The organism is Micromonospora sp. NPDC047134, from assembly GCF_040643455.1.
In the GTDB taxonomy this organism is placed as follows: Bacteria; Actinomycetota; Actinomycetes; order Mycobacteriales; family Micromonosporaceae; genus Micromonospora.
Window position 1 is genome coordinate 201994 of sequence record NZ_JBEYUI010000007.1, and the last position, 20896, is coordinate 222889.

Below are 20896 nucleotides of genomic sequence, written 5' to 3' on the forward strand. Positions count from 1 at the left end.
GCGGAGCTGGCGATGCGGATCGGGCTGGGCGGGCGACCGGTACGAGGGGTACTGCTCGCCGCCCTGGCCCTCACGCTGCTGGTGTCGCCGGCCGCCTGCCGGCCGGATCTCACCCCGCCCGGGGCACCGACCACCTGGCCGGCCGCCTCGGCCCGGCTGTGGCGGTGGCAGTGGCAGCTCGACGGCCCGCTGGACCTGACGGTCGAGGCGGACGTGTTCGTCCTGGATCCGGTCGCCACCACCTCGGCGCAGACCGGTGAGCTGCGGGCCCTGGACCGCCGGCTGGTCTGCCAGGTGCATGTCGGCTCGGTGCATCCGCAGGACCCGGATGCGACCCGGTTCGCACCCCAGGTCCGTGGCGCGACCGCTGCCCGCACCGGTCGCCGGTGGCTGGACGTACGCCGATGGGAGGCCCTGCGGCCGGTGCTGGCCGACCGGTTTCGGCTCTGCCGGGGCAAGGGCTTCGGCGCGGTGCTGCTGGCCGACGCCGACGGTTACGCCCGCTCCCCCGGCTTCCCGCTGGAGTTCGACGACCAGTTGCAGTTCAACCGCCGGGTAGCGGGGTTGGCCCGTTCGCTGGACCTCTCCCCCGGCCTGCTGGGCAACCTGGGGCAGGTGGCCGCGCTGGAGCCGGACTTCGACTTCGCGGTCGACGAGGAATGCGTACGCCTCCAGCGATGCGCGAAGCTGCTGCCCTTCGTCGACGCCGGCAAGCCGGTCTTCCATGTCGAGTACGCCGGCACCCTGACGGACTTCTGTGTCACCAGCGTCGGGTACGGCTTCGCCTCCATCCGGAAGAACCGCACCCTGGACGCCTGGCGGCTGCCCTGCCCCGCCCCGTGATCGAGGTCAGCCGCGCAGGGTGGCGCGAGGGCGGGGCTGGCAGCGGGGGCAGCTGTACGACGACCGGTTCATGAAGGCCTCCCGGCGGATCGGGGCGCCGCAGCGCCGGCAGGGCTGACCCTCCCGGCCGTAGGCGTTCAGGGCCCGGTCGAAGTAGCCGCTCTCCCCGTTGACGTTGACGTACAGGGCGTCGAAGCTGGTGCCGCCCGCGACGATCGCCTCACCCAGGACGTCGCGTACGTGGCCCAGCAGCCGCCCCACCGCCGGGCCGGTCAGGGCGTCCGTCGGGCGGGTGCCGTGCAGTCCGGCCCGCCACAGCGCCTCGTCGGCGTAGATGTTGCCCACCCCGGAGATCAGGGTCTGATCGAGCAGGGCCCGCTTGACCTCGGTACGCCGACGGCGCAGCGCGGTGACGAAGTCCTGGTCGGAGAAGTGCGGATCCAGGGGATCCCGGGCGATGTGGGCGATCTCCGAGGGCAGGATCGCGCCGCCCTCGCTGACCGACAGCCCGCCGAACGTACGCTGGTCGACGAAGCGCAACTCCGGGCCCTCGTCGGCGAACCGGAAGCGGACCCGCAGGTGGTTCTCGTCCGGGGCGGCAGCCGGTTGCAGCAGCAGCTGCCCGGACATGCCCAGGTGCCCGATCACCGCGTCCCCGCTGTCCAACGGCAGCCAGAGATACTTGCCGCGCCGGCACACGTCCAGCACGATCCGCCCGGCCAGCACGTCGGCGAAGTGGGCACCCCCGGCCAGATGGCGGCGTACCGCCCGCGGGTGGCGTACCTCGACCGAGTCGATCCGTCGGCCGGTGACCCAGCGGGCCAGCCCCTGGCGGACGGTCTCCACCTCGGGCAGCTCAGGCACTTGGCGCCTGCACCTCGGGCCGGCCGCTGTCCGCGCCGATCCGCCCGTCGCCGACCGCTACCGGGTCGGCGGTCACCCCGGCGACCGCGGGCTCCTCCGTCGCCGACTCCGCCCGGTCAGCCTCGGCCTGCGCGTTCAGGGTCCGCCAGGCCGACTCGGCGGCCCGCTGCTCGGCCTCCTTCTTGCTGCGCCCGTCGGCGCCGCCGTACCGGTTGCCGGCGACCACCACCCAGGCGGTGAAGGTCTTCAGGTGATCCGGTCCGGCCCCCTCGATCCGGTACTCCGGCACACCCAGACCCAGCGCAGCCGTCAACTCCTGGAGGCTGGTCTTCCAGTCCAGGGCGGCACCCCGGCCGGCCGACTCCGCCATCAGCGGGTCGAACAGCCGGTGGATGACCATGGCGGCGGTGTCCAGCCCGTACTGGAGGTAGATCGCGCCGAGCAGGGCCTCCAGGGTGTCGGCGAGGATGCTCGCCTTGTCCCGGCCCCCGGTGGTCTCCTCCCCCTTACCCAGCAGCAGGTACGGGCCGAGCCCGTCCGGGCCCAGGCCCCGGGCCACATCGGCCAGGGCCCGCATGTTGACCACGCTGGCCCGCAACTTGGCCAACTGCCCTTCCGGCAGGTCCGGGTGGTTGTGGAAGAGGGCGGTGGTGATCACCACCCCGAGTACCGAGTCGCCCAGGAACTCCAGCCGCTCGTTGGTCGGCAGGCCACCGTTCTCGTACGCGTACGAGCGGTGGGTCAGGGCCCGCTCCAGCAGGTCCGGGTCCATTGACACGCCGAAGGCTGCCTCGAGGTGGCCGATGGAGGGGCGCCGTCGATTGTCATTGCTCATGATGTGCGTACCTCGGTGTCGGTCGTGCGATCGATGCGGTCGGCGGCGAGCAGCGCGGCTACCCGGTCGGTGGCGGCTCGCCGCCACAGGTGGGCGGCCAGTGCGATGCCGGAAGCGATGTCGGCCGGGCGGGCGGCGCCGTGACAGACCACCACGGTGCCGGCCACCCCGAGCAGCGCGGCCGCCCGAGGCGCGCCCCCGTCGGGGGGTGGCCCCCCGGCCATGGCGTACGCGCCCTCGATCGCCTTGAGCAGCACGTTACCGGTGAACCCGTCGGTGACCACCACATCGGCGCGCGTGCCGAGGCAGACGTCGTACCCCTCGACCAGGCCCACGTACCGGGCGTCAGCGGGCAGTTCCACGGCGCTCAGGAGGGGCTCGGCCAGCCGGCGGGAACGGTCGCCCTTACCGGGTTCGGTGCCCACCGAGAGCAGCCCCACCCGGGGGGCGACGAGATCGTGGCTGATGGCGGCGTACGCGGCGCCGAGCACGGCGTGCCGGGTCAGGGTCGTCGGGCCCGACTCCATCGAGCCGCCGACATCGAGCAGTACGACCGGCCCGGAGGTGCCCGGCAGGGTGGCGGCCAGCGCCGGCCGTCGGGTGTCCGGCCAGCGGCCCAGGCCGAGAGCGGCGGCGGCGACGGTGGCACCGGTCGAGCCGGCGGAGACCACCGCGTCGGCCTGACCGGTGCGGACCGCGGCGACGGCCGCCCGGACGGTGGTGTCGGCGCGGGCCGTGGTGAGATCGGCGGCCATGTCGACGGCGGTACGCGCCGGTCGAAGCGTCACCCGGGCCCGTTGGGCCGGGTCCAGGGCGCTCACCAGCACGCCGGCTGCCTTGGTCGGGCCGACGAGGAGAAGGTGCAGGTCGGGGTCGGCGCGCACCGCCCGTAGAGCGCCGTCCACCACCACGTCGGGAGCGTCGTCCCCGCCGAGGAGGTCAACGGCGATCCGTGCGGTACCCGGCTCCGTGACGACGCCGGCCGGGGAGAGCCGGCCGGCGTCGGCGGGAGCAGCGGGCGATCGCCGGGGCGTGCGTGTCGCCCGACTCGCGGTCGGAGACGTCACGCGGCGTCCGGGTCAGACCTCGAGAACCTGGCGGCCGTTGTAGGTGCCGCAGACGGAGCAGGCGGCGTGCGGCAGCTTGGGGGACTTGCACTGCGGGCAGGCCACGGTCGCGACCGCCGCGGCCTTCCAGTTCGCCCGGCGGGACCGGGTGTTGCTGCGCGACATCTTGCGCTTGGGGACGGCCACGGTTCTTACTCCTCTGTACGGGTCAGTTGCGACAGGCCCGCCCAACGCGGGTCGACCTGCTGGTGGCTGTGGTCCGCCGGCAGATCGTCCCAGTGCACCCCACACTCGGGGCACAGGCCCGGGCAGTCCTGACGGCAGAGCGGGTTGGTCGGCAGTGCGAGCACCACCGCGTCCCGCAGCGCCGGTTCCAGGTCGATCAGGTCACCCTGCAATCGACCGACTTCGTCCTCTTCGGTGGTGGCGTCCGTGGTGCTGTTCTCGTACGCGTACAGCTCCTGGATGGTCACCGTCACCGAGTCGTCGATCTCGCGTAGGCACCGACCGCACTCGCCCCGGATCGAACCGCTGACGGTCCCCGACACGAGCACGCCCTCGGACACCGACTCCATCCGCAGATCGAGTTCGAGGTCCGCGCCTTCCGGCACGCCGATCAACTCAACGCCGAGGTCCGACGGTGCCTGAACCACCCGTTCGACGGTACGCAACGCACCAGGTCGGCGCGGCAGCTCCCTCGTGTCGAGGACCAGCGGCGACCTGGGGTCGAGTGAAGAAGGCGTGTGTTTGGGCATAGTCAGACTCCGGCCGGTGAGAGGCCGACAAACGAGGTTACCTGGACAGGCACTCGAACGTCGAACCGGGGGCGGCCCCACCGCTGGCGGCGGGGCGGATGCGGGTGGCAGGCCAGCTCCGAACGATCGCCGGTTCCCGGTCGGTCACCGGTCTCCGGATTGTCGCCGGCTCTGGTCGGTGTGGCTGGAAGATCGCGGCGCCGATGCGGTCGGGCCGCTCAGAACGGTAGCGGCCGTTCCGTCTCCTCACCACCGAAGGTGCCGATCTCCCGCAGCGCGTGCATCTTGTCCCGCCCGCGCTCGATCGAGGCCAGCGCCCGGGTGAGGAACTGCTCGAAGTTGGCCAGCGCGGTGTCGACGTAGTCGTCGACCTCCTCGCGCAGGCGCTGGGCCTCGGCCCGGGCCTCGGCAATGATCCGGGCGCCCTCGTGCTCGGCGGAGACGGTGATCTCGTTCACCGAGACCAGGCGGGCGTGTTCCGCCTCACCTTCGCTGATGATCCGGTCGGCCTCCCGCTTGCCGGCCTCCATGATCTTGTCGCGTTCCTCCAGGAGAGCGGCGGCCCGGCGCAGGTCAGCCGGAAGCTCGGCACGCAACTCGTCGAGAGCAGCGATCATCTCGCCCCGATCGACCATGCAGTTGGTGCGCGACATCGGGACGGAGCGCGCCTGCTCCACGATGGCAATCAGTTCCTCGATGCGGTCGAGCGGGTCCACCGGCACCTCACTCCTGTCGTTGGTCAGGCCGACCTACATCATGCGGGCTAAGGCCAGTCTCCCGCTTCATCCAATGATGTCGTCCCACCCCCCACCCACCGCCACACCCCCACCCCCGGCGAGTCGCCCCCACACCCCCGTCTTTCCCCGCCGATCTTGCACTTTTCGTCCCCGCATAAGCCGCACAAGCGGACAAAGCAGCGACCAAAACTGCAAGATCGACGGGGAAAGGGGTGAGGGCGCGTGGGTTAGGGGGTGGGGGGTGGGGGGGTCAGGCGGGATTTGAGGGCTTCGCGGACGAGGTCGGGGACGTGGGGGGTTACGTCGCCGCCCCACTTGGCCACGTCCTTGACGAGGCTGGAGGAGAGGAAGGAGTAGAGGGGGTTCGTGGGCATGAACAACGTCTCGACACCCGCCAGGCCGATGTTCATCTGGGCCATCTGGAGTTCGTAGTCGAAGTCGCTGACCGCCCTGATGCCCTTGATCAGTACGCTCGCCTGCTGGGCGCGGCAGAAGTCCACCAGCAGCCCCCGGAAGGACTCCACCCGGACGTTGTCATAGGAGGCGGTCACCTCGCGGAGCATGGCTATCCGCTCCTCGACGGTGAACAGTCCGGTCTTTGACTGGTTGATCAGAACGCCGACGATCACCTCGTCGAACAGCCGACTGGCTCGGCCGATGATGTCGAGGTGACCATTGGTGACCGGATCGAACGAGCCGGGGCACACCGCACGTCTCATGATCGGCGACCGTACCAAATGGTGGTCTCGCCGTACCGACGACTGCGCTGACCAGTGATCCCCTCCACCCAGTCGACCGGTTCACTGCGGGTCGACCGTTCCACCACCACCATGGCCTCCGGGGCCAGCCAACCGCCCTCGACCAGGGCGGTGAGCATCGCCCGCACCCCCTCGGGCGACAGGGAGTACGGCGGGTCGGCGAAGACCACGTCGTAGGGCTCGCCGTCCGGGCCGGCCGCCAGCACGGTGCTGACCTTCCCGGTGACCAGTCGAGCGGCCGGTGCCGCGCGCAGGATCGCCATGTTCTCCCTGATCACCCGGGCCGCCCGGGCGTCGGATTCGACCAGCAGCACATGCCCCGCTCCCCGGGACAGGGCCTCCAGGCCGACCGCACCCGAGCCCGCGTACAGGTCGGCGAAGCGGGCCCCGACCAGGTCGATCTCCGCCTGCACGGAACTGAACAGGGCCTCGCGTACCCGATCTGAGGTGGGTCGGGTGCCGACTCCCGGTGGTACGGCGATCCGCCGGCCACCCAGGGTGCCGGCCACGATCCGGGTCATCGCCCACTGCCGGGGATGCCGCCGAACCCGGCCTCGCACCTGAGACCGGGCGCCCACCTGCGCCTGCTGTCGAGCCTGCTTCCGCTCATGCCGCCGACGCTACGCGACCGGCGTCGAGCCCTCCCAACGAGCCACACCATCCGAAAGGAGCACAGATCGATCGCTCCAATACAGGCCGATGGCCACTCGATCCAGGATCGAGTGCCTTCGAGCCAGCCCGAGACCACTCGATCCAGGATCGAGCGCGATCATGGTGAGCGGGTTCAGGTGACCACAACGCCAGGGGCGGTTCTCCCGCGTCCAGGAGGCAGCCGGGGGGTAGCGCGCCTCGACCGGGTAGGGACCCCGGGGGGTCAGCCCTTTTCGAGGTATTCGGCGCGGTCGGCGTCGACCAGGGCGGCCACCGAGGCGGCCAGGGCGGGCTGCCGGGCCAGTTCCGGATCCTGTTCGACCATGGTGATGGCCTCGGCCCGGGCGTCCCGGATCAGATCGGCGTCGCGGAGCAGGGACAGCAGTCGCAGGTGGGACCGCCGCCCGGACTGGGCGGCCCCCAGCACGTCGCCCTCGCGCCGCTGCTCCAGATCCAGCTCGGCCAGCTTGAACCCGTCAGTGGTGGAGGCCACCGCGTCCAGCCGCTCCCGGGCGCTGCTGCCCTCGGTCGCCTCGGTGACCAGCAGGCAGAGCCCGGGTGCGCTGCCCCGACCCACCCGGCCCCGCAACTGGTGCAGTTGGGAGACCCCGAACCGGTCGGCGTCCAGCACCACCATCATGGTCGCGTTGGGTACGTCCACCCCGACCTCGACCACCGTGGTGGCCACCAGAACGTCCAGTTCCCCGCCGGCGAAGGAGCGCATCACGGCGTCCTTCTCGTCGGCCGGCAGCCGACCGTGCAGCACCCCGATGCGCAGCCCGTGCAGTGGCCCTTCGGCCAGCAACGGGGCCACCTCGGTCACCGCCAGGGGCGGGCGTCGACCGTTGTCGTCCACCGCCGGTGGTTCCTCCTCGGCAGTGGCCTCACCGATGCGCGGGCAGACGACATACGCCTGATGGCCGGCGGCCACCTCCTCGCGCAGCCGACGCCAGGCCCGGTCCAGGAAGGCCGGTTTCTCGGCGGCCGGCACCACATGGGAGGCGATCGGTGACCGGCCCCGGGGCAACTGGGACAGGGTGGAGATCTCCAGGTCGCCGTAGACCGTCATGGCCACCGTACGGGGGATCGGGGTGGCGGTCATGACCAGCACGTGCGGGGGCTGCTCCGCCTTGGCCCGCAGGGCGTCGCGTTGCTCCACCCCGAACCGGTGCTGCTCATCGACGACCACCAGCCCCAGGTCGGCGAAGTCGACCCCCTCGTACAGCAGGGCGTGGGTGCCCAGCACGATGCCGGCGGCGCCACCGGCGACCTCGGCCAGAGCCCGGCGCCGGGCCGCCGCCCCCAGGGAGCCGGTGACCAGCTCCACCCGGGTGGCGTGCTCGGCGGCGCCCAGCTCACCGGCCTGGGCCAGCGGGCCTAGCAGGTCGAGGATGCCCCGGTAGTGCTGGGCGGCGAGCACCTCCGTCGGGGCCAGCAGCGCGGCCTGCCCGCCCGCGTCGACCACCTGGAGCATGGCGCGCAGAGCCACCACGGTCTTGCCGGAGCCCACCTCACCCTGCAACAGCCGGTGCATCGGATGGCCGGTGGCCAGGTCGGCGGCGATCTCGGCACCGACCTCACGCTGGCCGCCGGTCAGCTCGTACGGCAGCCGGGCGTCGAAGGCCGCCAGCAGACCGTCCGTCCGGGGCGGCCGGGCCCGGGCGGGCGAGGCTGCGGCCTGGTGCTTGCGCCGCACCAGGGTCAACTGCACGGCGAAGGCCTCGTCCCACTTCAACCGTCGACGGGCCCGGTACAGCTCCTCCCGGCTGGAGGGCCGATGGATCTCCCGCAGGGCACCGCCCAGGCCGACCAGGTTCCGGCTGGCCCGTACCCCCGCCGGTAGGGGGTCCTCCGGGGGGGCCACCGTGTCCAGCACCACCCGTACGCAGCGGGCGATCACCCAGGTCGGTACGGCCGCAGCGGCCGGGTAGACCGGGATGAGGGCCCCGGCGAACTCCTCGATCTGCTCGGTGGCCGCCGCCTCCCCGTCGGTCTGGTCGCCGAGCAGGACGTACTCCGGCCCGTTGAGCTGTCGTCGGCCCCGGAAATCGGTGACCTTGCCGGCGAACAGCCCCCACCGGCCGGGCCGCAGTTCCCGCTCGCGCCAGGCCTGGTTACCGAAGAAGGTCAGGGTGAGGCTGCCCCCGGAGCCGTCCCCGACGGTGACCTCCAGCAGGTTGCCCCGGCGCTGCCGCATCGGGCGTACGGCGGTGCGCTGCACCTGGGCCAGCACGGTGACCTGCTCGCCGACGTCGAGGGAGCGGATGTCGGTGTGCTCGCCGCGCTCGTCGTAGCGGCGCGGGAAGTGGTAGATCAGGTCACCGGCGGTGTGCAGGTCCAGATGCCCGGCCAGCGCCTTGGCGGTCTTCTCCCCGACCAGCCTGGCCAGGGGGGTGTCCACGGTGGACGGCTCTGCGGTCATTCGACACCCACCAGCAACGGATAGCGCGGCTGCCCGCCCGGGTAGGCCTGCACCTCGACGAAGGGCCACCGGCGGGCGATGTGGGTGGATACCGCGTCGGTCAGCCCGTCCGGCGCATCCGCCCCGACCAGCAGGGTGACCAGTTCACCGCCGCCACCCAGCAGCCGGTCGACCAGGGCCACACAGGTGTCGACCAGGTCGGCGCCGATCAGATGCACCTCCCCCTCGACCAGGGCCAGCACGTCACCGGCCCGGCAGGGACCGGCGACCGTCAGGGCGTCCCGCCCGGCGTGCACGACCTCGGCGTACCGGCAGGCCCCGGCGGCCTCGGCCATCGCGATCACGTCGTCCTCGAAGCGGCGGCGGGGATCGCGTACGGCCAGGGCGGCCAGCGCCTGCACCGGGGAGCGGGTGGGCACCACGCTGACCTTGACCCCGGAACGGTGCGCCTCCTCGGCTACCTGGTTCGCCACCGCCTGCGCGTCCGGGTCGTTGGGCAGCACCACCACCCGGGCCGCCCCGGTGCCGAAGACCGCCTCCAACAGTTCCCCGGTGGAGGGGTTGCCGGGCACCACCACCGCGCCCTCCCGGGTGAGCAGTTCGGCGATCCCGGCCCCGGCGGCGACCACCACGGCGGCCCGACCGTCCGGCGTGCGGACCGGTCTCGGCGGGCCCTGGTCGGCGAAGCGGGTCACCGAGATCTGGTACGGGCGGCCAGCGACCACCCCGGCCTCGATCGCCGCCCCGACGTCGTTGACATGCACATGGACCTGCCAGGTGCCCTGATCGCCGACCACCACCAGCGAGTCACCCAGGGCGGCCAGGGTGTCCCGCATCCGGCCGACCGCCTCGGGCTCGGCATCGAGCAGGAACTGCACCTCGTAGGCGTACTCCGGGGAGCCGGTCTCCCGGGCGGCCGTGGCCGGCGGCGAGACCCGCCGGGGCGGGGTGGCCGGCGGTGGCTCGGGGTGCTGCGGGCTCTCTCCGGTGACCACCTCGACCAGGGCGTCCAGCAGCAGGCACAGCCCGCGCCCACCGGCGTCGACCACCCCGGCGCGGGCCAGGGCGGGCAACTGCTCCGGGGTACGCGCCAGGGCCTGGGCGGCCGCATCCGCCGCCTCCCGGGCGACCACCCGCAACTGCGGGCTGTCGGCCCGCTCGGCCGCCTCGGCGGCGGCGGCGACCACGGAGAGCAGGGTGCCCTCCACCGGCCGGGTGACCGCCGAGTAGGCCGCGGTGGTGGCGGCACGCAGGGCGGCGGCCAACTCCGGGCCCTCGACCCTGGGGGTGGTGGCCAGGGTGTCCGCGAAGCCCCGCAGGATCTGCGACAGGATCACCCCGGAGTTGCCCCGGGCGCCGAGCAGGGCCCCACGGGCCATCAGCCGCAGGGCGTGCCCGTGCGGGGTGGCGGCACCGTCGGCGACCGTGTCGAGATCCATCGCCAGGGCCTGCTGCGCCGAGGTGAGGGTCAGCACCAGGTTGGTGCCGGTGTCGCCGTCGGGCACCGGATAGACGTTCAGGTCGTCGATCTCCCCCTGGTGCCGCCTCAGCGTGGCCAGCCCGCTGGCGCACCAGCGGCGCACGGCGGCGGCATCGAGGGTGTCCAGCACGCTGGGAAGCCTACTGGCGTACCCTGACAGTCGCTGGCGGGCCGGCGTGTCCGGTACGCTCCGGTGACCAGCGGGGCCTGCGTCGTGGTCGGCCCCCTGGACCGGGCCGCCGACGGCGGCCCTGCTGCCGAGCCCGGTTGGGCGAGGGCTTTCACCATCGGGTAACCTGGCCAGGTTGCCCGGGCATCGCCTGGCGGCGACCTCATGAACGTTTCAATCCCAGGAGTATCCCGTGGCTAGCGTGTGCGACGTCTGTGGCAAGGGACCGGGCTTCGGCCACAACGTGTCCCACTCGCACCGGCGGACCAACCGCCGCTGGAACCCGAACATCCAGTCGGTGCGTACCCCGGCCGGTGGCGGCACGACCAAGAAGCTGAAGGTCTGCACCTCCTGCATCAAGGCGGGCAAGGTCACCCGCGCCTGAATCGGTAGCACCGGCACCACGATCTGCATCGCCGGCGGGCCTCGATGGCCCGCCGGCATCGTCGTGTCCGCCGACCCTCCAGCGGGATGTCAGAGGGTGCGGCCGAAGGAGAGGCAGCCGGGCTCGGCGGCGTAGTAGCCGAAGTTAGGGATGCGCTCGTAGCCGGCCGAGGTGTACATCGCGATCGCCTCGGGCTGCCGGTCCCCGCACTCCAGGATGATCCGCTTGCGGCCCTGCTCACGGGCGGAGCGTTCGATGGCGGCCAGCACCGTACGGGCCACCCCCCGGCCACGGGCCTGCGGGGCGGTGTACATCCGCTTCAACTCGGCCGTCTCGCCGTCGCTGCCGTGACTGCGCCAACCACCGCAGCCGACCGGCTCACCGTCCAGGTGGGCGACCAGGAAGGTGCCGTGCGGCGAAGTGAACTCGCCGGCCTCGACCGGGGTCTCGTCGCCGTCACCGCCGTACCGGGCACCCAGGTCGGCCAGCGCGGAGGTGATCAGTCGCTGCGCCACCGGAGAGTCGAACGGCACCACGTGGATCTCGATCTGCTGCACCAGTTCAGCGTACGACCAGCCCACCCCCGCACCACCGGCGACCAGGGGACCCTGGCAGGGGCTCAGCGGAAATGGTCCCAGCCGGCCGGGCCGTCGAAGGGTGCCCCGTCCACGGTCACCCCACGGCCCTCGGCCACCCGACCGATCGGACGCCACCCGTCCGGCAGCACCACCTCCGGCGGGAAGGTCGCGGCCAGCGCGTGGTCGTCGCCACCGGCCAGCAACCAGGCGTACGGGTCGACCCCGAGGGCCTGGGCGGCGTCGCGCATCTGCGGTGGCACCTCGAAGGCCTCCCGGCGCAGGTCGACGGCCACTCCGCTGGCCCTGGCCACGTGCCCGAGGTCGGCCAGCAACCCGTCCGAGATATCGATCATGGCGGTGGCGCCGAGCCGGGCGGCCACCGGACCGGCCGCGTAGGGCACCTCCGGTCGCCGGTACGCCTCGACCAGCAGCCGGGGGGTGCGGAAGCCACGGGAGAGCACGGTGAACCCGGCCGCGGCGTAGCCGGTGCGCCCGGCCAGGGCCACCAGGTCGCCCGGTCGGGCGCCGGACCGGGTCACCGGGGGCCGTCCGGCCAGGTCGCCCAGGGCGGTGACCGCGATGGTCAGGGTGGGGCTGGCCGACATGTCCCCACCGACCACGCTCGCGCCCACCCCGGCCGCCTCGGCACCGATGCCGTCGGCGAGCTGCTCGACCCAGCCGGTCTCCACCTCCGTCGGCACGCAGAGGGCCACCAGCAGGGCGGTCGGCTCCGCCCCCATCGCCGCCACGTCGGCCAGGTTGGCCGCCGCCGCCCGACGACCGATGTCGTACGCCTCGGACCAGTCCCGGCGAAAGTGCCGCCCCTCCACCAGCACGTCGGTGGAGGCGACCACCCGGGAGTCCGGTGCGGCGACCACGGCCGCGTCGTCACCCGGCCCGAGCAGCACGGTCGATCCGTAGGACAACCGGGCGGTCACCCGGTCGATCAGGCCGAACTCGCCGACCCCCGCGACACTCACGCCGCCCCTCCGCCACACTCCGCGGCGGCGTCTGGGGCCACCCCGCCGAACCTGAAGGTACGCTCGCTCACCGCTTCTCCTCGGCCGCCGATAGGGATCACACCTGGTCCGTAAGGTACTTTCTCCCTTCGGGCCGTCTGGCAGGCGGCGACGGAGGGAGGTCGAGTCGTGGTACAGGCGTACATCCTCATCCAGACAGAGGTCGGCCGGGCGCGTGACGTGGCCGGTCTCATCGCGGATCTTCCCGGCGTGGTCCGGGTCGACGCGGTGACCGGGCCGTACGACGTGGTCGTGCTCACCGAGGCGAACACCGTCGACGAGCTCGGCAAACTCATCGTCAGCAACGTGCAGATGGTGCCCGGGATCACCCGGACCCTGACGTGTTCGGTGGTGCGGTTGTAAGTGGGAACCATGTCCGAATCTCCCACCGAGACCAGCGAGAAGGGCACCCCGAAGGGGACCGACCGGACCAGCCGCACCGCGGCCCTGGTCGCCACGGCCGTGGCCCTGCCGGTGGCCCTGCTGGTCGGCACCCTGGCCTTCGTCAACCTGGCCCCGGAGGACTCGACCCCCACGGCCTCCCCCTCGCCGACCGCACCCCGGCCGCAGTCCACCGCCCCGGTCGAGATGGCCGCCCCGGCGCTGGCCGAGCGACCGGCCACGGTCTGCCGCGCCCTGCTGTCCCAGTTGCCCGCCTCGATCCGCGACCTGCCGCAGCGGCCGGTGAGCGCCGGGCCGGAGCAGAACGCCGCCTACGGCGATCCGGCCGTGACGGTGGCCTGCGGTGGCACCGCGCCCGAGGTGAGCCCCACCGACCACGTCTACCTGGTCAACGCGGTGTGCTGGCACGCGGTGGAGCAGGTCGACGCCACCGTGCTGACCACCCTGGATCGGGAGACCCCGGTGACCGTACGGGTGCCGCACTTCTACGGCGAGGCCTTGCAGTGGGCCGCCCCGATCGCCACCACGGTCGTCGCCTCCGTCCCCTCGGCGGACTCGGTCCCGTCCGGCTGCACCTCCTGATCGAAGCCGCCAGGCCGGTCAGCACCCGAGCGAAGCCGCCGGGATCGGTCAGTACTGCCCGGGGCCGTGCAGCAGGGCGGTACGGATCAGCCGGTCCACCAGCTTCGGGTACTCCAGGCCGGAGGCCGCCCACATCCGGGGGAACATCGAGGTCGGGGTGAACCCCGGCATGGTGTTGATCTCGTTGAGGTAGACGTCCAGCTCCGGGGTGACGAAGAAGTCGGCCCGGGCCAGTCCGGCGCAGTCCAGCGCGGTGAAGGCCCGCACGGCGTAGTCGCGTACCTGCCGGGCCACCCGGTCGGGCAGGTCGGCGGGGACGTCGTACTCGCAGGCCGACTCCGCGTCGATGTACTTGGCCTCGAAGTCGTAGAAGTCGTAGTCGCCGACCACTCGCACCTCGGCCAGTACGGAGGCCTCGGGCATGCCGCCGGCCTCGCCCTCCAGCACTCCGCACTCGATCTCCCGGCCGACGATGGCCGCCTCGACCAGTACCTTGCTGTCGATCTTCCGGGCGGCGGCGACCGCGGCGTCCAGGTCCGCCCAGTCGGTGACCTTGCTGACCCCGAAGGACGATCCGGCCCGGGAGGGCTTGACGAAGACCGGCAGCCCCAGCCGCTGCTTGTCCTGCTCGCTGAGGGTCATGCCGCTGCGCAGCACCGCGTACGCGCCGACCGGGATGCCCTCGGCGGCGCAGAGCTTCTTGGTGAACTCCTTGTCCATCGCGGCGGCGGAGGCGAACACCTTGGCCCCCACGTACGGGATGCCGGCCATCTCCAACATGCCCTGGATGGTGCCGTCCTCGCCGTAGGCGCCGTGCAGCACCGGGAAGACCACGTCCACATCGGCCAGTGCCCGGGGCCCTTCGGTGGGGTCCAGCACCACCAGGCCGCCGCCGGTCGGGTCGGTCCGCAGCACGATGTCGTGGCCGGACTCGGCGGTGATCTCCGGCAGGCTACGCGCGCTGATCGACAATCGGGTGGGATCCCCGTCGGTGAGCACCCACTGGCCCGCTCGGGTGATGCCGACCGGCACCACCTCGAACTCGTCCGGGTCCAGAGCGGCGAGCACGCTGCCGGCGCTGACGCAGGAGATGCCGTGTTCCGGGCTGCGGCCGCCGAAGACGATTGCCACGCGGGTCTTGCCTGGGGTGGTCACTGCGGTCACCTTTCCGGGACGCACTGCTGGCGCTTCCCCGGATGACCTTACTGTGCGTGGCCGCAACCGGTTGCCGATACCCTGCGAGAAGCCGAGGCGGACACATCCGGTCAATCATCACCATACGGTGAGTAATCAGGCGGTCGGTCGACCGGGCAGCTCCCCCGCCCCAGGGCAGGTCGTCGGCCGATCGCGAGCACCTTGACCCGCTGCCGACCGGCCCGCACCATGCCCAGGGCCATGAAGGCGCCGGCGATGCGTTCGGCGGCCTCCCGGCTACTCGCCCCGACCACCTGGCGGCGCCGCTCGGGGGCGGTTCGTTCGTCGCGTCCACCGACGACATTCGGCCGGACATCGGTCAGTACGACCAGGAAGCGGGCCATCGGCCGCCACCCGGGTCCGTCGTGACCGCCGCGAGACTGCCCGAGGGTCGCTGCGCACATCGCCCCCCTTTCCGGTACGGGCTCATGGCAGGGCACGCGACGGCCGGGTAGGGGGAATAACCCGACCGCCGCGCGCCCCATCCCCTCCGGTCACTCACCATCACCGTCGCCACGACAACCGATGGTGAGGACTTGACGACAGCCTGACACCATCACGGTTGTGAATGCAACTCCCACACGCGTTTTCTCATGTACACGGTCTCAAATATGTGCGATCATCGATTCATGGCTCCGAAGACCGCCCGTGCCCGTCGGCTGGGCATCGCCCTGCGCCAGCACCGTGAGGCCGCCGGCCTGACCCTCGAAGTCGCGGCAGACGAGATCAACAGCACCCGCAGCACCCTGTCCCGCTACGAGAACGCGCAGACCCTGGTCAGTCCGGCCACCGTACGCGCGCTGCTCACCCTCTACGGGGTGGGGGCGGACGAGGTGGCGGCCGCCGTCGCGCTGGCCAAGGACGCCCGCAAGCCCGGTTGGTGGGTGTCCTACTCGTACCTGCTGGACCGGCGCACCATCGACTTCATCGCCCTGGAGGCGGAGGCCACCGGCATCGCCAACTTCGAGCCCTCCGTGGTGCCCGGCCTGTTGCAGACCGCCGACTACATCCGGGGGGTCATGCGGGGCGGCCCGCACACCCTCAGCGACAGCGATGTGGAGGAGCGGGTCCACCTACGGCTGGACCGGCAGCAGCGCCTCACCGGTGACGAACCCCCGATCTTCGACGCGATCATCGACGAGGCCGCGCTGCTGCGCCCGGTCGGCGACACGGCCACCATGCAGGGGCAACTGCGCCACCTGCTCAAGATGAGCGAGTTGCCGAACATCACCGTCCAGCTGATCCCGTTGGCGGCCGGCTACCACCGGGGCACCCGGGGCTCGCTGCACATCCTCGAATTCGCCGATCCGGAGGATCCGATCATCGCCTCGGTGGAGACGGTGGCCGGTCAGATGATCCTCGACCGGCCCGCAGAACTGCGCACCTGCACCAGGATCATGGAACACCTGCGGACGGTCGCGCTGAGCCCGGCGGCCAGCCGCGACGAACTGATCACGATCCTGAAGGGACGTAGCTGATGACACCGACGACCAACGCCACCCCGGCGGTGGCCGGATGGCGCAAGAGCAGCCACAGCGGTGACGAGGGGGCCTGTGTGGAGGTGGGGATGGCACCGGGCGCGGTGGCCGTACGCGACTCCAAGGACCCGCAGGGCCCGCTGCTGTTCTTCGCCCCGGCCGCCTGGACCGCCTTCGCCGGGGCACCACCGGTGCGTTGACGCGATCGGCCCTTCCCTGATCCGACAGTCACCCGGAACCGCTGACCGGGCCGGTCAAGGGCACCGCCGGCCCGGTCAGCCCCGCGTCCGTGGACAGTCGTCAGCCACCGACCAGCGGCAGCGGGGCCGGCAGGGCGCGTACGGTCGCCAGGGCGGCCAGGGCGGCGCCTCGGGCCCCGGCCATGTCCCGGTCCGGCGATGACCGCTGCATGGCCTCGGCGCCGAAGTGGACGTGGTGGGCGTAGAGGGCGGCGGCGTTGCCGTCGTTGTGGTAGACCACCGGCAGCCCTAGCCGGCGTTCCAGGGCACTACGGATGTCGTGGCCCCGCCAGGCCGGTTGGGAGAAGTTCGTGGACCCCTTAGAGGAGATGACTCCGGTGGCGCTGGCCGGACGGGGGTGTCCAGCCCGACGGCCCGCACCTGGTCGCGGGACACCCCGGTCAGGGCCAGGACCCCCTCGAAGGAACCGGCCATCGCCTCGACGGCGGCCTCCGGTCCGGCGCGTACCTCGCTGGGGGTCTCCACCAGGTGATCGACCAGGAACCGCCCATCGGCCGTGAGCACGGTGGCGTTGTTGTTCGTACCGCCGTTGTCGATGCCCACGACCACCGTTGTGCCAGCCACCCGCCAACCGCCTCCCACCGATCCGCTCTGACGTGAGGCTAGTTCTCCAACCCGCTACCCGCCATGTCGGCCAGCCGGCGGGCCGTCATCGCGGTGGCCCCCAGCGACTCGTTCCGGACGGTCGTCGGGATCAGTCCGGCCGCCCGCAGTACGGCCGCCAGCGGGTCGACCTGGGACTCGCCGACCTCCACCACCAGGTTCCCACCCGGGGCCAGCCAGCACGCCGCGTCCTCGGCCAGTCGGCGCAGCACCGCCAACCCGTCCGGCCCACCGTCCAGGGCCACCGGGGCCTCGTACCGGCGCGACTCGGCCGGCAGCAGGTCCAGGGCCGCGCTGGGCACGTACGGCGCGTTCGCCACCACCAGGTCCAGGCTGCCCCGCCAGGCCCCCGGCAGGGCCTCGAACAGGTCACCGGTGCGGACCGGCACGGCCAACTCGGCCAGGTTGCGGCGGGCACAGGCCACCGCGGCGGGGTCCACGTCGGCCGCCGCCAGCAGCCTGGGGGCGCGCAGCCGCCGCGCCAGGGCCCGGGTCAGGGCGCCGGAGCCGCAGCAGAGCTCGACCACCCTGGCCCCCGGCCCGGTCACCGCCACGGCCGCCGAGACCAGCAGGGCGGTACGCGCCCGGGGCACGAACACCCCGGGTACGACCACGATCCGCTCGCCGCAGAACTCGGCCCAGCCCAGCAGGTACTCCAGCGGTTCCCCGGCCACCCGTCGGTCGACCAGTGCGGCCAGGTTCTGCCGGCTGTCGGCCGCCTCGAGCAGCAGCCGGGCCTCGTCCTCGGCCCAGACGCAGCCGGCCCGGCGGAGCCGGTCGACCGTGGCGTCCCGTACCGCCGAGGAGACGTCGATCATCTAGCGGCGGCGTCCAGGGCGGCCGACACGTCGGCGATCAGATCGGCGGTGTCCTCCACCCCGCAGGAGAGCCGGACGAAACCGGGTGAGGTGTCGTCACCCCACTGGGCCCGTCGGTCGGCCGTGGTGTGCAGGCCACCGAAGGAGGTGGCCGCACCGACCAGCCGGGCCGCCTCCAGGAAGCGGGCCACCCGCTCGGCGGTACCCAGATCGAAGGAGAGCACCCCGGGCATCCGCCGCAGCTGACGCGAGGCCACCGGATAGGCCGGATCCGCCGGCAGGCCCGGCCACCGCAGCCCGGTCACCTCGGCACGGGCCGCCAGCAGCCCGGCCAGGGCCTCGGCGTTGGCGCTCTGCCGGGCCAGGCGCAGGTCCAGGGTGGCCAGGGACCGGTGCGCCAGCCAGGCGTCGAAGGCCCCGGGCACCGCCCCGGTGGCCGTACGCCAGGTGGTGAACCGTTGCACCAGCTCCGCTGACCGGGTGGCCAGGTAACCCAGCAGCAGATCGGAGTGCCCGGTCAGGGCCTTGGTGCCGGAGGCGACCACCAGGTCGGCACCGAGATCCAGGGGACGCTGTCCCAGCGGGGTGGCGGTGGTGTTGTCTACCGCCAGCAGGGCACCGGCGGCGTGCACCCGCTCGGCCAGCGCCGGCAGGTCCACCACGTCCAGTCCCGGGTTGGCCGGGGTCTCCACCAGCACCAGGCGTACCCCCTCGAAGGAGGGGTAGGGCCCGGCGGTCGGTGCCAGCAGCACCCGTACGCCGTTGCCGGCCAGGGTGTCCGTGGCGAAGGCCCGGACCGGGAAGTACCCGTCGGCCGGCAGCACCACGGTGTCACCGGCGCGCAGCAGCCCCAGCAGCAGCCCGGTGATGGCCGCCTGGCCGCTGGCGAAGACCCGACACTCGCCGCCCTCCAGCTCGCCGATCGCCGCCTCCAGCAGCCGCCGGGTGGGGTTGTCCGGGCGTCCGTACCCGTCGGCCGCCGCCTCCGGCCCGTGCCGGGGGTCCAGATGGTACGGCGCGGCGAAGACCGGCCCCGGCAGGAAGGGTCGGCCCGGTTCCGGGGCGGGCAGCCCGGCCCGCACACACCGGGTGCCGTCGCCGTCGCCGTCGGCCGCAGGCCGCTGCGCGAACCCGCCCTCGCTCATCCGCTCACTCCGGCTTGGTGGTACGGCTCATCAGGGCGCGTACCGCGACCCGTGGGTCGACCCCCTCGTGGCAGACCAGCTCGACCTGCTCGGTGATCGGCATCTCCACCCCGTGGGCCCGGGCCAGGTCGCGGATGGCCAGGGCGCTCTTGACCCCCTCGGCGGTCTGCCGGGTGGCCACCCGCGCCTCCTCCAGGGTGGCGCCCCGCCCCAGGTGCTCGCCGAAGGTGCGGTTGCGGGCCGACGGCGAGGAGCAGGAGGCCACCAGGTCACCCATGCCGGCCAGCCCGGCGAAGGTCAGGGGGTCCGCGCCGAGGGCCACCCCCAGCCGGGCGGTCTCGGCCAGCCCTCGGGTGACCAGCATGGCCCGGGTGTTGTGGCCGAAGCCCATCGCGGTGGCGATGCCGTACGCCAGGGCGATCACGTTCTTCACCGCCCCGCCCAGCTCACAGCCGATCACGTCGTCATTGGTGTACGGCCGGAAGTAGGGCGTGGTGATGGAGCGCTGCACCAGGGTGGCCCGGTCGGAGTCCGTGCAGGCGACCACCGTGGCGGCCGGCTGCTCGGCGGCGATCTCCGGGGCCAGGTTGGGGCCGGAGACGACGACCACCCGGTCCGCCGCCACCTGGGCGGTCTCGACGATCACCTCGCTCATCCGCTTGGTGGTGCCGAGTTCGATGCCCTTCATCAGGGACACCAGGGTGGCGTCGGGGTGCAGGTGCGGGACCCACTCGGCCAGGTTGCCCCGCAGGGTCTGCGAGGGCACCGCCAGCACCACCATCTCGGCGCCCTTGATCGCCTCTACGGGGTCGCCGGTGCCGGTGACCCGCTCCGGCAGCAGCACCCCCGGCAGGTACTCCGGGTTGCGTCGCTCCGTACGGATCAGGTCCGCGATCGGCTGTCGTCGGGCCCAGATGGTCACCTCCCGGCCGGCATCGGCCAGGATCTTCGCGAACGCCGTACCCCAGGACCCGGCGCCCAGCACCGCCACGTGCCCACTCACGCCGTCGCCTCCGGACGCTGCTCGACGTTGGCCCGACCATTGCGCTGCCACAGCGGCGGTGGGGTGCCACCCCGGATCTCGGCCAGCATGTCCCGCAGCCGCAGCATGATCACCTCAGTCATCTCCTCCAGCACCGACCGGCTGGGAGCGGCACCGGCCCACCGGCTCAGGTCGATCGGCGGGCCGGCCACCACGGTCACCGGGATCCGGGGCCGCAGGTTGAGCCGACCCCGGCGCGGGTCGAAGATGCGCTCCGGCCCCCACATCACCACCGGCACCACCGGGGCACCCGTGGCCAACGCCAGCCGAGCGGCCCCGGTCTTGCCCTTCATCGGCCACAGGTCCGGTTCCCGGGTGATGGTGCCCTCCGGGTAGATGATCACGGCGTCACCCTCGCCGAGCGCCTTGATCAGGGCGTCCAGCGACTTGGCCGCGTCGACCGTCCCCCGCTCGACCGGGATCTGCTTGCACCGGTGCAGAATCCAGCCGATCACCGGGACCTTGAACACGCTCGCCTTGCCCAGGAACTGCGGCCACCGTCCGGAGTCGTAGATGAAATGGGAGGCGACCAACGGATCGGCGTGCGACATGTGGTTCGCCACGATGATCATCGGACCCTCGGTGCCGAGGTGCTCCATCCCCCGCCAGGTACGCCGGGTCCAGACCGTCATCACCGGCTTGACCAGCACCACGGCCACCCGTTGCCAGAACCCCAGCCTGCGCTGACCCACCGTGCCTCCTCGTACCAGCCCCGCCCACCGGAGGAACCGGTGACGCCCGCAGCCGAAATCATGCCTGCTCGCCCCTGGTACGGCCAGTGAGGGTACCGATGCGAGGCTGGCAGGATG

General features: G+C 72.4%; 24 protein-coding genes and 1 pseudogene. 6 read left to right on the forward strand and 19 right to left on the reverse strand.

Annotated elements, in window-relative coordinates:
- The first annotated feature begins 12 nt into the window (after window positions 1-12).
- Window positions 13-843: an endo alpha-1,4 polygalactosaminidase gene (locus tag ABZ795_RS12195; RefSeq protein ID WP_357530330.1), complete on the forward strand. Its 831-nt coding sequence runs from the start codon at window positions 13-15 to the stop codon at window positions 841-843.
- A 6-nt stretch (window positions 844-849) separates the two neighbouring features.
- Here ABZ795_RS12195 and mutM read toward each other — a convergent pair whose 3' ends face one another.
- The 10 genes from mutM to ABZ795_RS12245 form a co-directional block, all read right to left on the reverse strand.
- Window positions 850-1707 carry a bifunctional DNA-formamidopyrimidine glycosylase/DNA-(apurinic or apyrimidinic site) lyase gene (mutM, locus tag ABZ795_RS12200; protein WP_357530331.1) on the reverse strand — a complete coding sequence of 286 codons (858 nt, stop codon included), beginning with the start codon at window positions 1705-1707 and terminating at the stop codon, window positions 850-852.
- Window positions 1700-2542 (reverse strand): ribonuclease III, encoded by an 843-nt coding sequence (gene rnc, locus ABZ795_RS12205; protein ID WP_357530332.1) that lies wholly within the window; start codon window positions 2540-2542, stop codon window positions 1700-1702. The genes mutM and rnc overlap by 8 nt, the downstream gene beginning before the upstream one ends.
- Window positions 2539-3492 (reverse strand): phosphate acyltransferase PlsX, encoded by a 954-nt coding sequence (locus ABZ795_RS12210; protein WP_357530362.1) that lies wholly within the window; start codon window positions 3490-3492, stop codon window positions 2539-2541. The genes rnc and ABZ795_RS12210 overlap by 4 nt, the downstream gene beginning before the upstream one ends.
- A gap of 129 nt (window positions 3493-3621) precedes the next feature.
- The gene (rpmF, locus tag ABZ795_RS12215) at window positions 3622-3795 is read right to left on the reverse strand and encodes a 50S ribosomal protein L32 (RefSeq protein ID WP_013732077.1); all 174 of its coding nucleotides are present in this window, start codon (window positions 3793-3795) and stop codon (window positions 3622-3624) included.
- Between the two features lie 5 nt (window positions 3796-3800).
- A complete protein-coding gene (locus ABZ795_RS12220) occupies window positions 3801-4364 on the reverse strand; it encodes a YceD family protein (protein ID WP_327022279.1) in 564 nt (187 codons plus the stop codon).
- Between the two features lie 218 nt (window positions 4365-4582).
- Complete coding sequence (locus ABZ795_RS12225) at window positions 4583-5080, reverse strand: hypothetical protein (RefSeq protein WP_327022280.1); 498 nt, start codon at window positions 5078-5080, stop codon at window positions 4583-4585.
- Between the two features lie 248 nt (window positions 5081-5328).
- On the reverse strand, window positions 5329-5820 hold the full coding sequence (coaD, locus tag ABZ795_RS12230; protein WP_357530333.1) for a pantetheine-phosphate adenylyltransferase: 492 nt from the start codon (window positions 5818-5820) through the stop codon (window positions 5329-5331).
- Window positions 5817-6380, reverse strand: a complete 564-nt coding sequence (gene rsmD / locus ABZ795_RS12235; protein WP_357530334.1) for a 16S rRNA (guanine(966)-N(2))-methyltransferase RsmD — start codon at window positions 6378-6380, stop codon at window positions 5817-5819. The genes coaD and rsmD overlap by 4 nt, the downstream gene beginning before the upstream one ends.
- Before the next feature lie 353 nt (window positions 6381-6733).
- Entirely contained in the window at window positions 6734-8932 is a 2199-nt protein-coding gene (recG, locus tag ABZ795_RS12240; protein WP_357530335.1) for an ATP-dependent DNA helicase RecG, read from the reverse strand.
- The gene (locus ABZ795_RS12245) at window positions 8929-10542 is read right to left on the reverse strand and encodes a DAK2 domain-containing protein (protein WP_357530336.1); all 1614 of its coding nucleotides are present in this window, start codon (window positions 10540-10542) and stop codon (window positions 8929-8931) included. The genes recG and ABZ795_RS12245 overlap by 4 nt, the downstream gene beginning before the upstream one ends.
- A gap of 232 nt (window positions 10543-10774) precedes the next feature.
- On the opposite strand from ABZ795_RS12245, the gene rpmB reads away from it, so the two are divergent.
- Window positions 10775-10966, forward strand: coding sequence for a 50S ribosomal protein L28 (gene rpmB, locus ABZ795_RS12250; RefSeq protein WP_007075181.1), 192 nt, complete (start codon window positions 10775-10777; stop codon window positions 10964-10966).
- Window positions 10967-11055: 89 nt separating this feature from the next.
- Here rpmB and ABZ795_RS12255 read toward each other — a convergent pair whose 3' ends face one another.
- A complete protein-coding gene (locus ABZ795_RS12255; protein ID WP_357530337.1) occupies window positions 11056-11523 on the reverse strand; it encodes a GNAT family N-acetyltransferase in 468 nt (155 codons plus the stop codon).
- 62 nt (window positions 11524-11585) lie between these two features.
- Entirely contained in the window at window positions 11586-12524 is a 939-nt protein-coding gene (locus ABZ795_RS12260; RefSeq protein WP_357530338.1) for a thiamine-phosphate kinase, read from the reverse strand.
- Window positions 12525-12692: 168 nt separating this feature from the next.
- Here ABZ795_RS12260 and ABZ795_RS12265 point away from each other — a divergent pair, with 168 nt between their 5' ends.
- Both ABZ795_RS12265 and ABZ795_RS12270 read left to right on the forward strand, forming a co-directional pair.
- Window positions 12693-12926, forward strand: a complete 234-nt coding sequence (locus tag ABZ795_RS12265; protein ID WP_013732068.1) for an Lrp/AsnC ligand binding domain-containing protein — start codon at window positions 12693-12695, stop codon at window positions 12924-12926.
- 9 nt (window positions 12927-12935) lie between these two features.
- On the forward strand, window positions 12936-13547 hold the full coding sequence (locus tag ABZ795_RS12270; protein ID WP_357530339.1) for a DUF3515 family protein: 612 nt from the start codon (window positions 12936-12938) through the stop codon (window positions 13545-13547).
- A gap of 48 nt (window positions 13548-13595) precedes the next feature.
- Here ABZ795_RS12270 and ABZ795_RS12275 read toward each other — a convergent pair whose 3' ends face one another.
- Window positions 13596-14702 (reverse strand): D-alanine--D-alanine ligase family protein, encoded by a 1107-nt coding sequence (locus tag ABZ795_RS12275; protein WP_327022288.1) that lies wholly within the window; start codon window positions 14700-14702, stop codon window positions 13596-13598.
- Window positions 14703-14812: 110 nt separating this feature from the next.
- Window positions 14813-15085 (reverse strand): hypothetical protein, encoded by a 273-nt coding sequence (locus ABZ795_RS12280; protein WP_357530340.1) that lies wholly within the window; start codon window positions 15083-15085, stop codon window positions 14813-14815.
- Between the two features lie 285 nt (window positions 15086-15370).
- Between ABZ795_RS12280 and ABZ795_RS12285 the strand changes: the two genes are divergently transcribed.
- Together ABZ795_RS12285 and ABZ795_RS12290 are read left to right on the forward strand one after the other, a co-directional pair.
- Window positions 15371-16219, forward strand: a complete 849-nt coding sequence (locus tag ABZ795_RS12285) for a helix-turn-helix transcriptional regulator (protein WP_327022290.1) — start codon at window positions 15371-15373, stop codon at window positions 16217-16219.
- The gene (locus tag ABZ795_RS12290) at window positions 16219-16419 is read left to right on the forward strand and encodes a DUF397 domain-containing protein (RefSeq protein WP_327022291.1); all 201 of its coding nucleotides are present in this window, start codon (window positions 16219-16221) and stop codon (window positions 16417-16419) included. The genes ABZ795_RS12285 and ABZ795_RS12290 overlap by 1 nt, the downstream gene beginning before the upstream one ends.
- A gap of 196 nt (window positions 16420-16615) precedes the next feature.
- Here ABZ795_RS12290 and ABZ795_RS12295 read toward each other — a convergent pair.
- The 5 genes and pseudogenes from ABZ795_RS12295 to ABZ795_RS12315 form a co-directional block, all read right to left on the reverse strand.
- Window positions 16616-17028 (reverse strand): annotated as a pseudogene (locus ABZ795_RS12295) (ROK family protein); the annotation flags it as partial.
- Between the two features lie 53 nt (window positions 17029-17081).
- Window positions 17082-17900: a putative protein N(5)-glutamine methyltransferase gene (locus ABZ795_RS12300; RefSeq protein WP_357530341.1), complete on the reverse strand. Its 819-nt coding sequence runs from the start codon at window positions 17898-17900 to the stop codon at window positions 17082-17084.
- Entirely contained in the window at window positions 17897-19045 is a 1149-nt protein-coding gene (locus tag ABZ795_RS12305) for a cystathionine gamma-lyase (RefSeq protein WP_327022294.1), read from the reverse strand. The genes ABZ795_RS12300 and ABZ795_RS12305 overlap by 4 nt, the downstream gene beginning before the upstream one ends.
- Before the next feature lie 4 nt (window positions 19046-19049).
- Window positions 19050-20048, reverse strand: a complete 999-nt coding sequence (locus ABZ795_RS12310) for an NAD(P)H-dependent glycerol-3-phosphate dehydrogenase (protein WP_327022295.1) — start codon at window positions 20046-20048, stop codon at window positions 19050-19052.
- The gene (locus ABZ795_RS12315; RefSeq protein ID WP_357530342.1) at window positions 20045-20779 is read right to left on the reverse strand and encodes a lysophospholipid acyltransferase family protein; all 735 of its coding nucleotides are present in this window, start codon (window positions 20777-20779) and stop codon (window positions 20045-20047) included. Before ABZ795_RS12315 ends, ABZ795_RS12310 begins: the two co-directional genes overlap by 4 nt.
- Window positions 20780-20896 lie beyond the last annotated feature (117 nt).

Coding starts and splice junctions, on each gene's coding strand:
- ABZ795_RS12195 (WP_357530330.1), top strand. CDS start 13: ATGCGGATCGGGCTGGGCGGGCGACCGGTACGAGGGGTACTGCTCGCC.
- rnc (WP_357530332.1), bottom strand. CDS start 2,542: ATGAGCAATGACAATCGACGGCGCCCCTCCATCGGCCACCTCGAGGCA.
- ABZ795_RS12220 (WP_327022279.1), bottom strand. CDS start 4,364: ATGCCCAAACACACGCCTTCTTCACTCGACCCCAGGTCGCCGCTGGTC.
- coaD (WP_357530333.1), bottom strand. CDS start 5,820: ATGAGACGTGCGGTGTGCCCCGGCTCGTTCGATCCGGTCACCAATGGT.
- rsmD (WP_357530334.1), bottom strand. CDS start 6,380: ATGACCCGGATCGTGGCCGGCACCCTGGGTGGCCGGCGGATCGCCGTA.
- recG (WP_357530335.1), bottom strand. CDS start 8,932: ATGACCGCAGAGCCGTCCACCGTGGACACCCCCCTGGCCAGGCTGGTC.
- ABZ795_RS12270 (WP_357530339.1), top strand. CDS start 12,936: ATGTCCGAATCTCCCACCGAGACCAGCGAGAAGGGCACCCCGAAGGGG.
- ABZ795_RS12280 (WP_357530340.1), bottom strand. CDS start 15,085: ATGGCCCGCTTCCTGGTCGTACTGACCGATGTCCGGCCGAATGTCGTC.
- ABZ795_RS12285 (WP_327022290.1), top strand. CDS start 15,371: ATGGCTCCGAAGACCGCCCGTGCCCGTCGGCTGGGCATCGCCCTGCGC.
- ABZ795_RS12290 (WP_327022291.1), top strand. CDS start 16,219: ATGACACCGACGACCAACGCCACCCCGGCGGTGGCCGGATGGCGCAAG.
- ABZ795_RS12300 (WP_357530341.1), bottom strand. CDS start 17,900: ATGATCGACGTCTCCTCGGCGGTACGGGACGCCACGGTCGACCGGCTC.
- ABZ795_RS12305 (WP_327022294.1), bottom strand. CDS start 19,045: ATGAGCGAGGGCGGGTTCGCGCAGCGGCCTGCGGCCGACGGCGACGGC.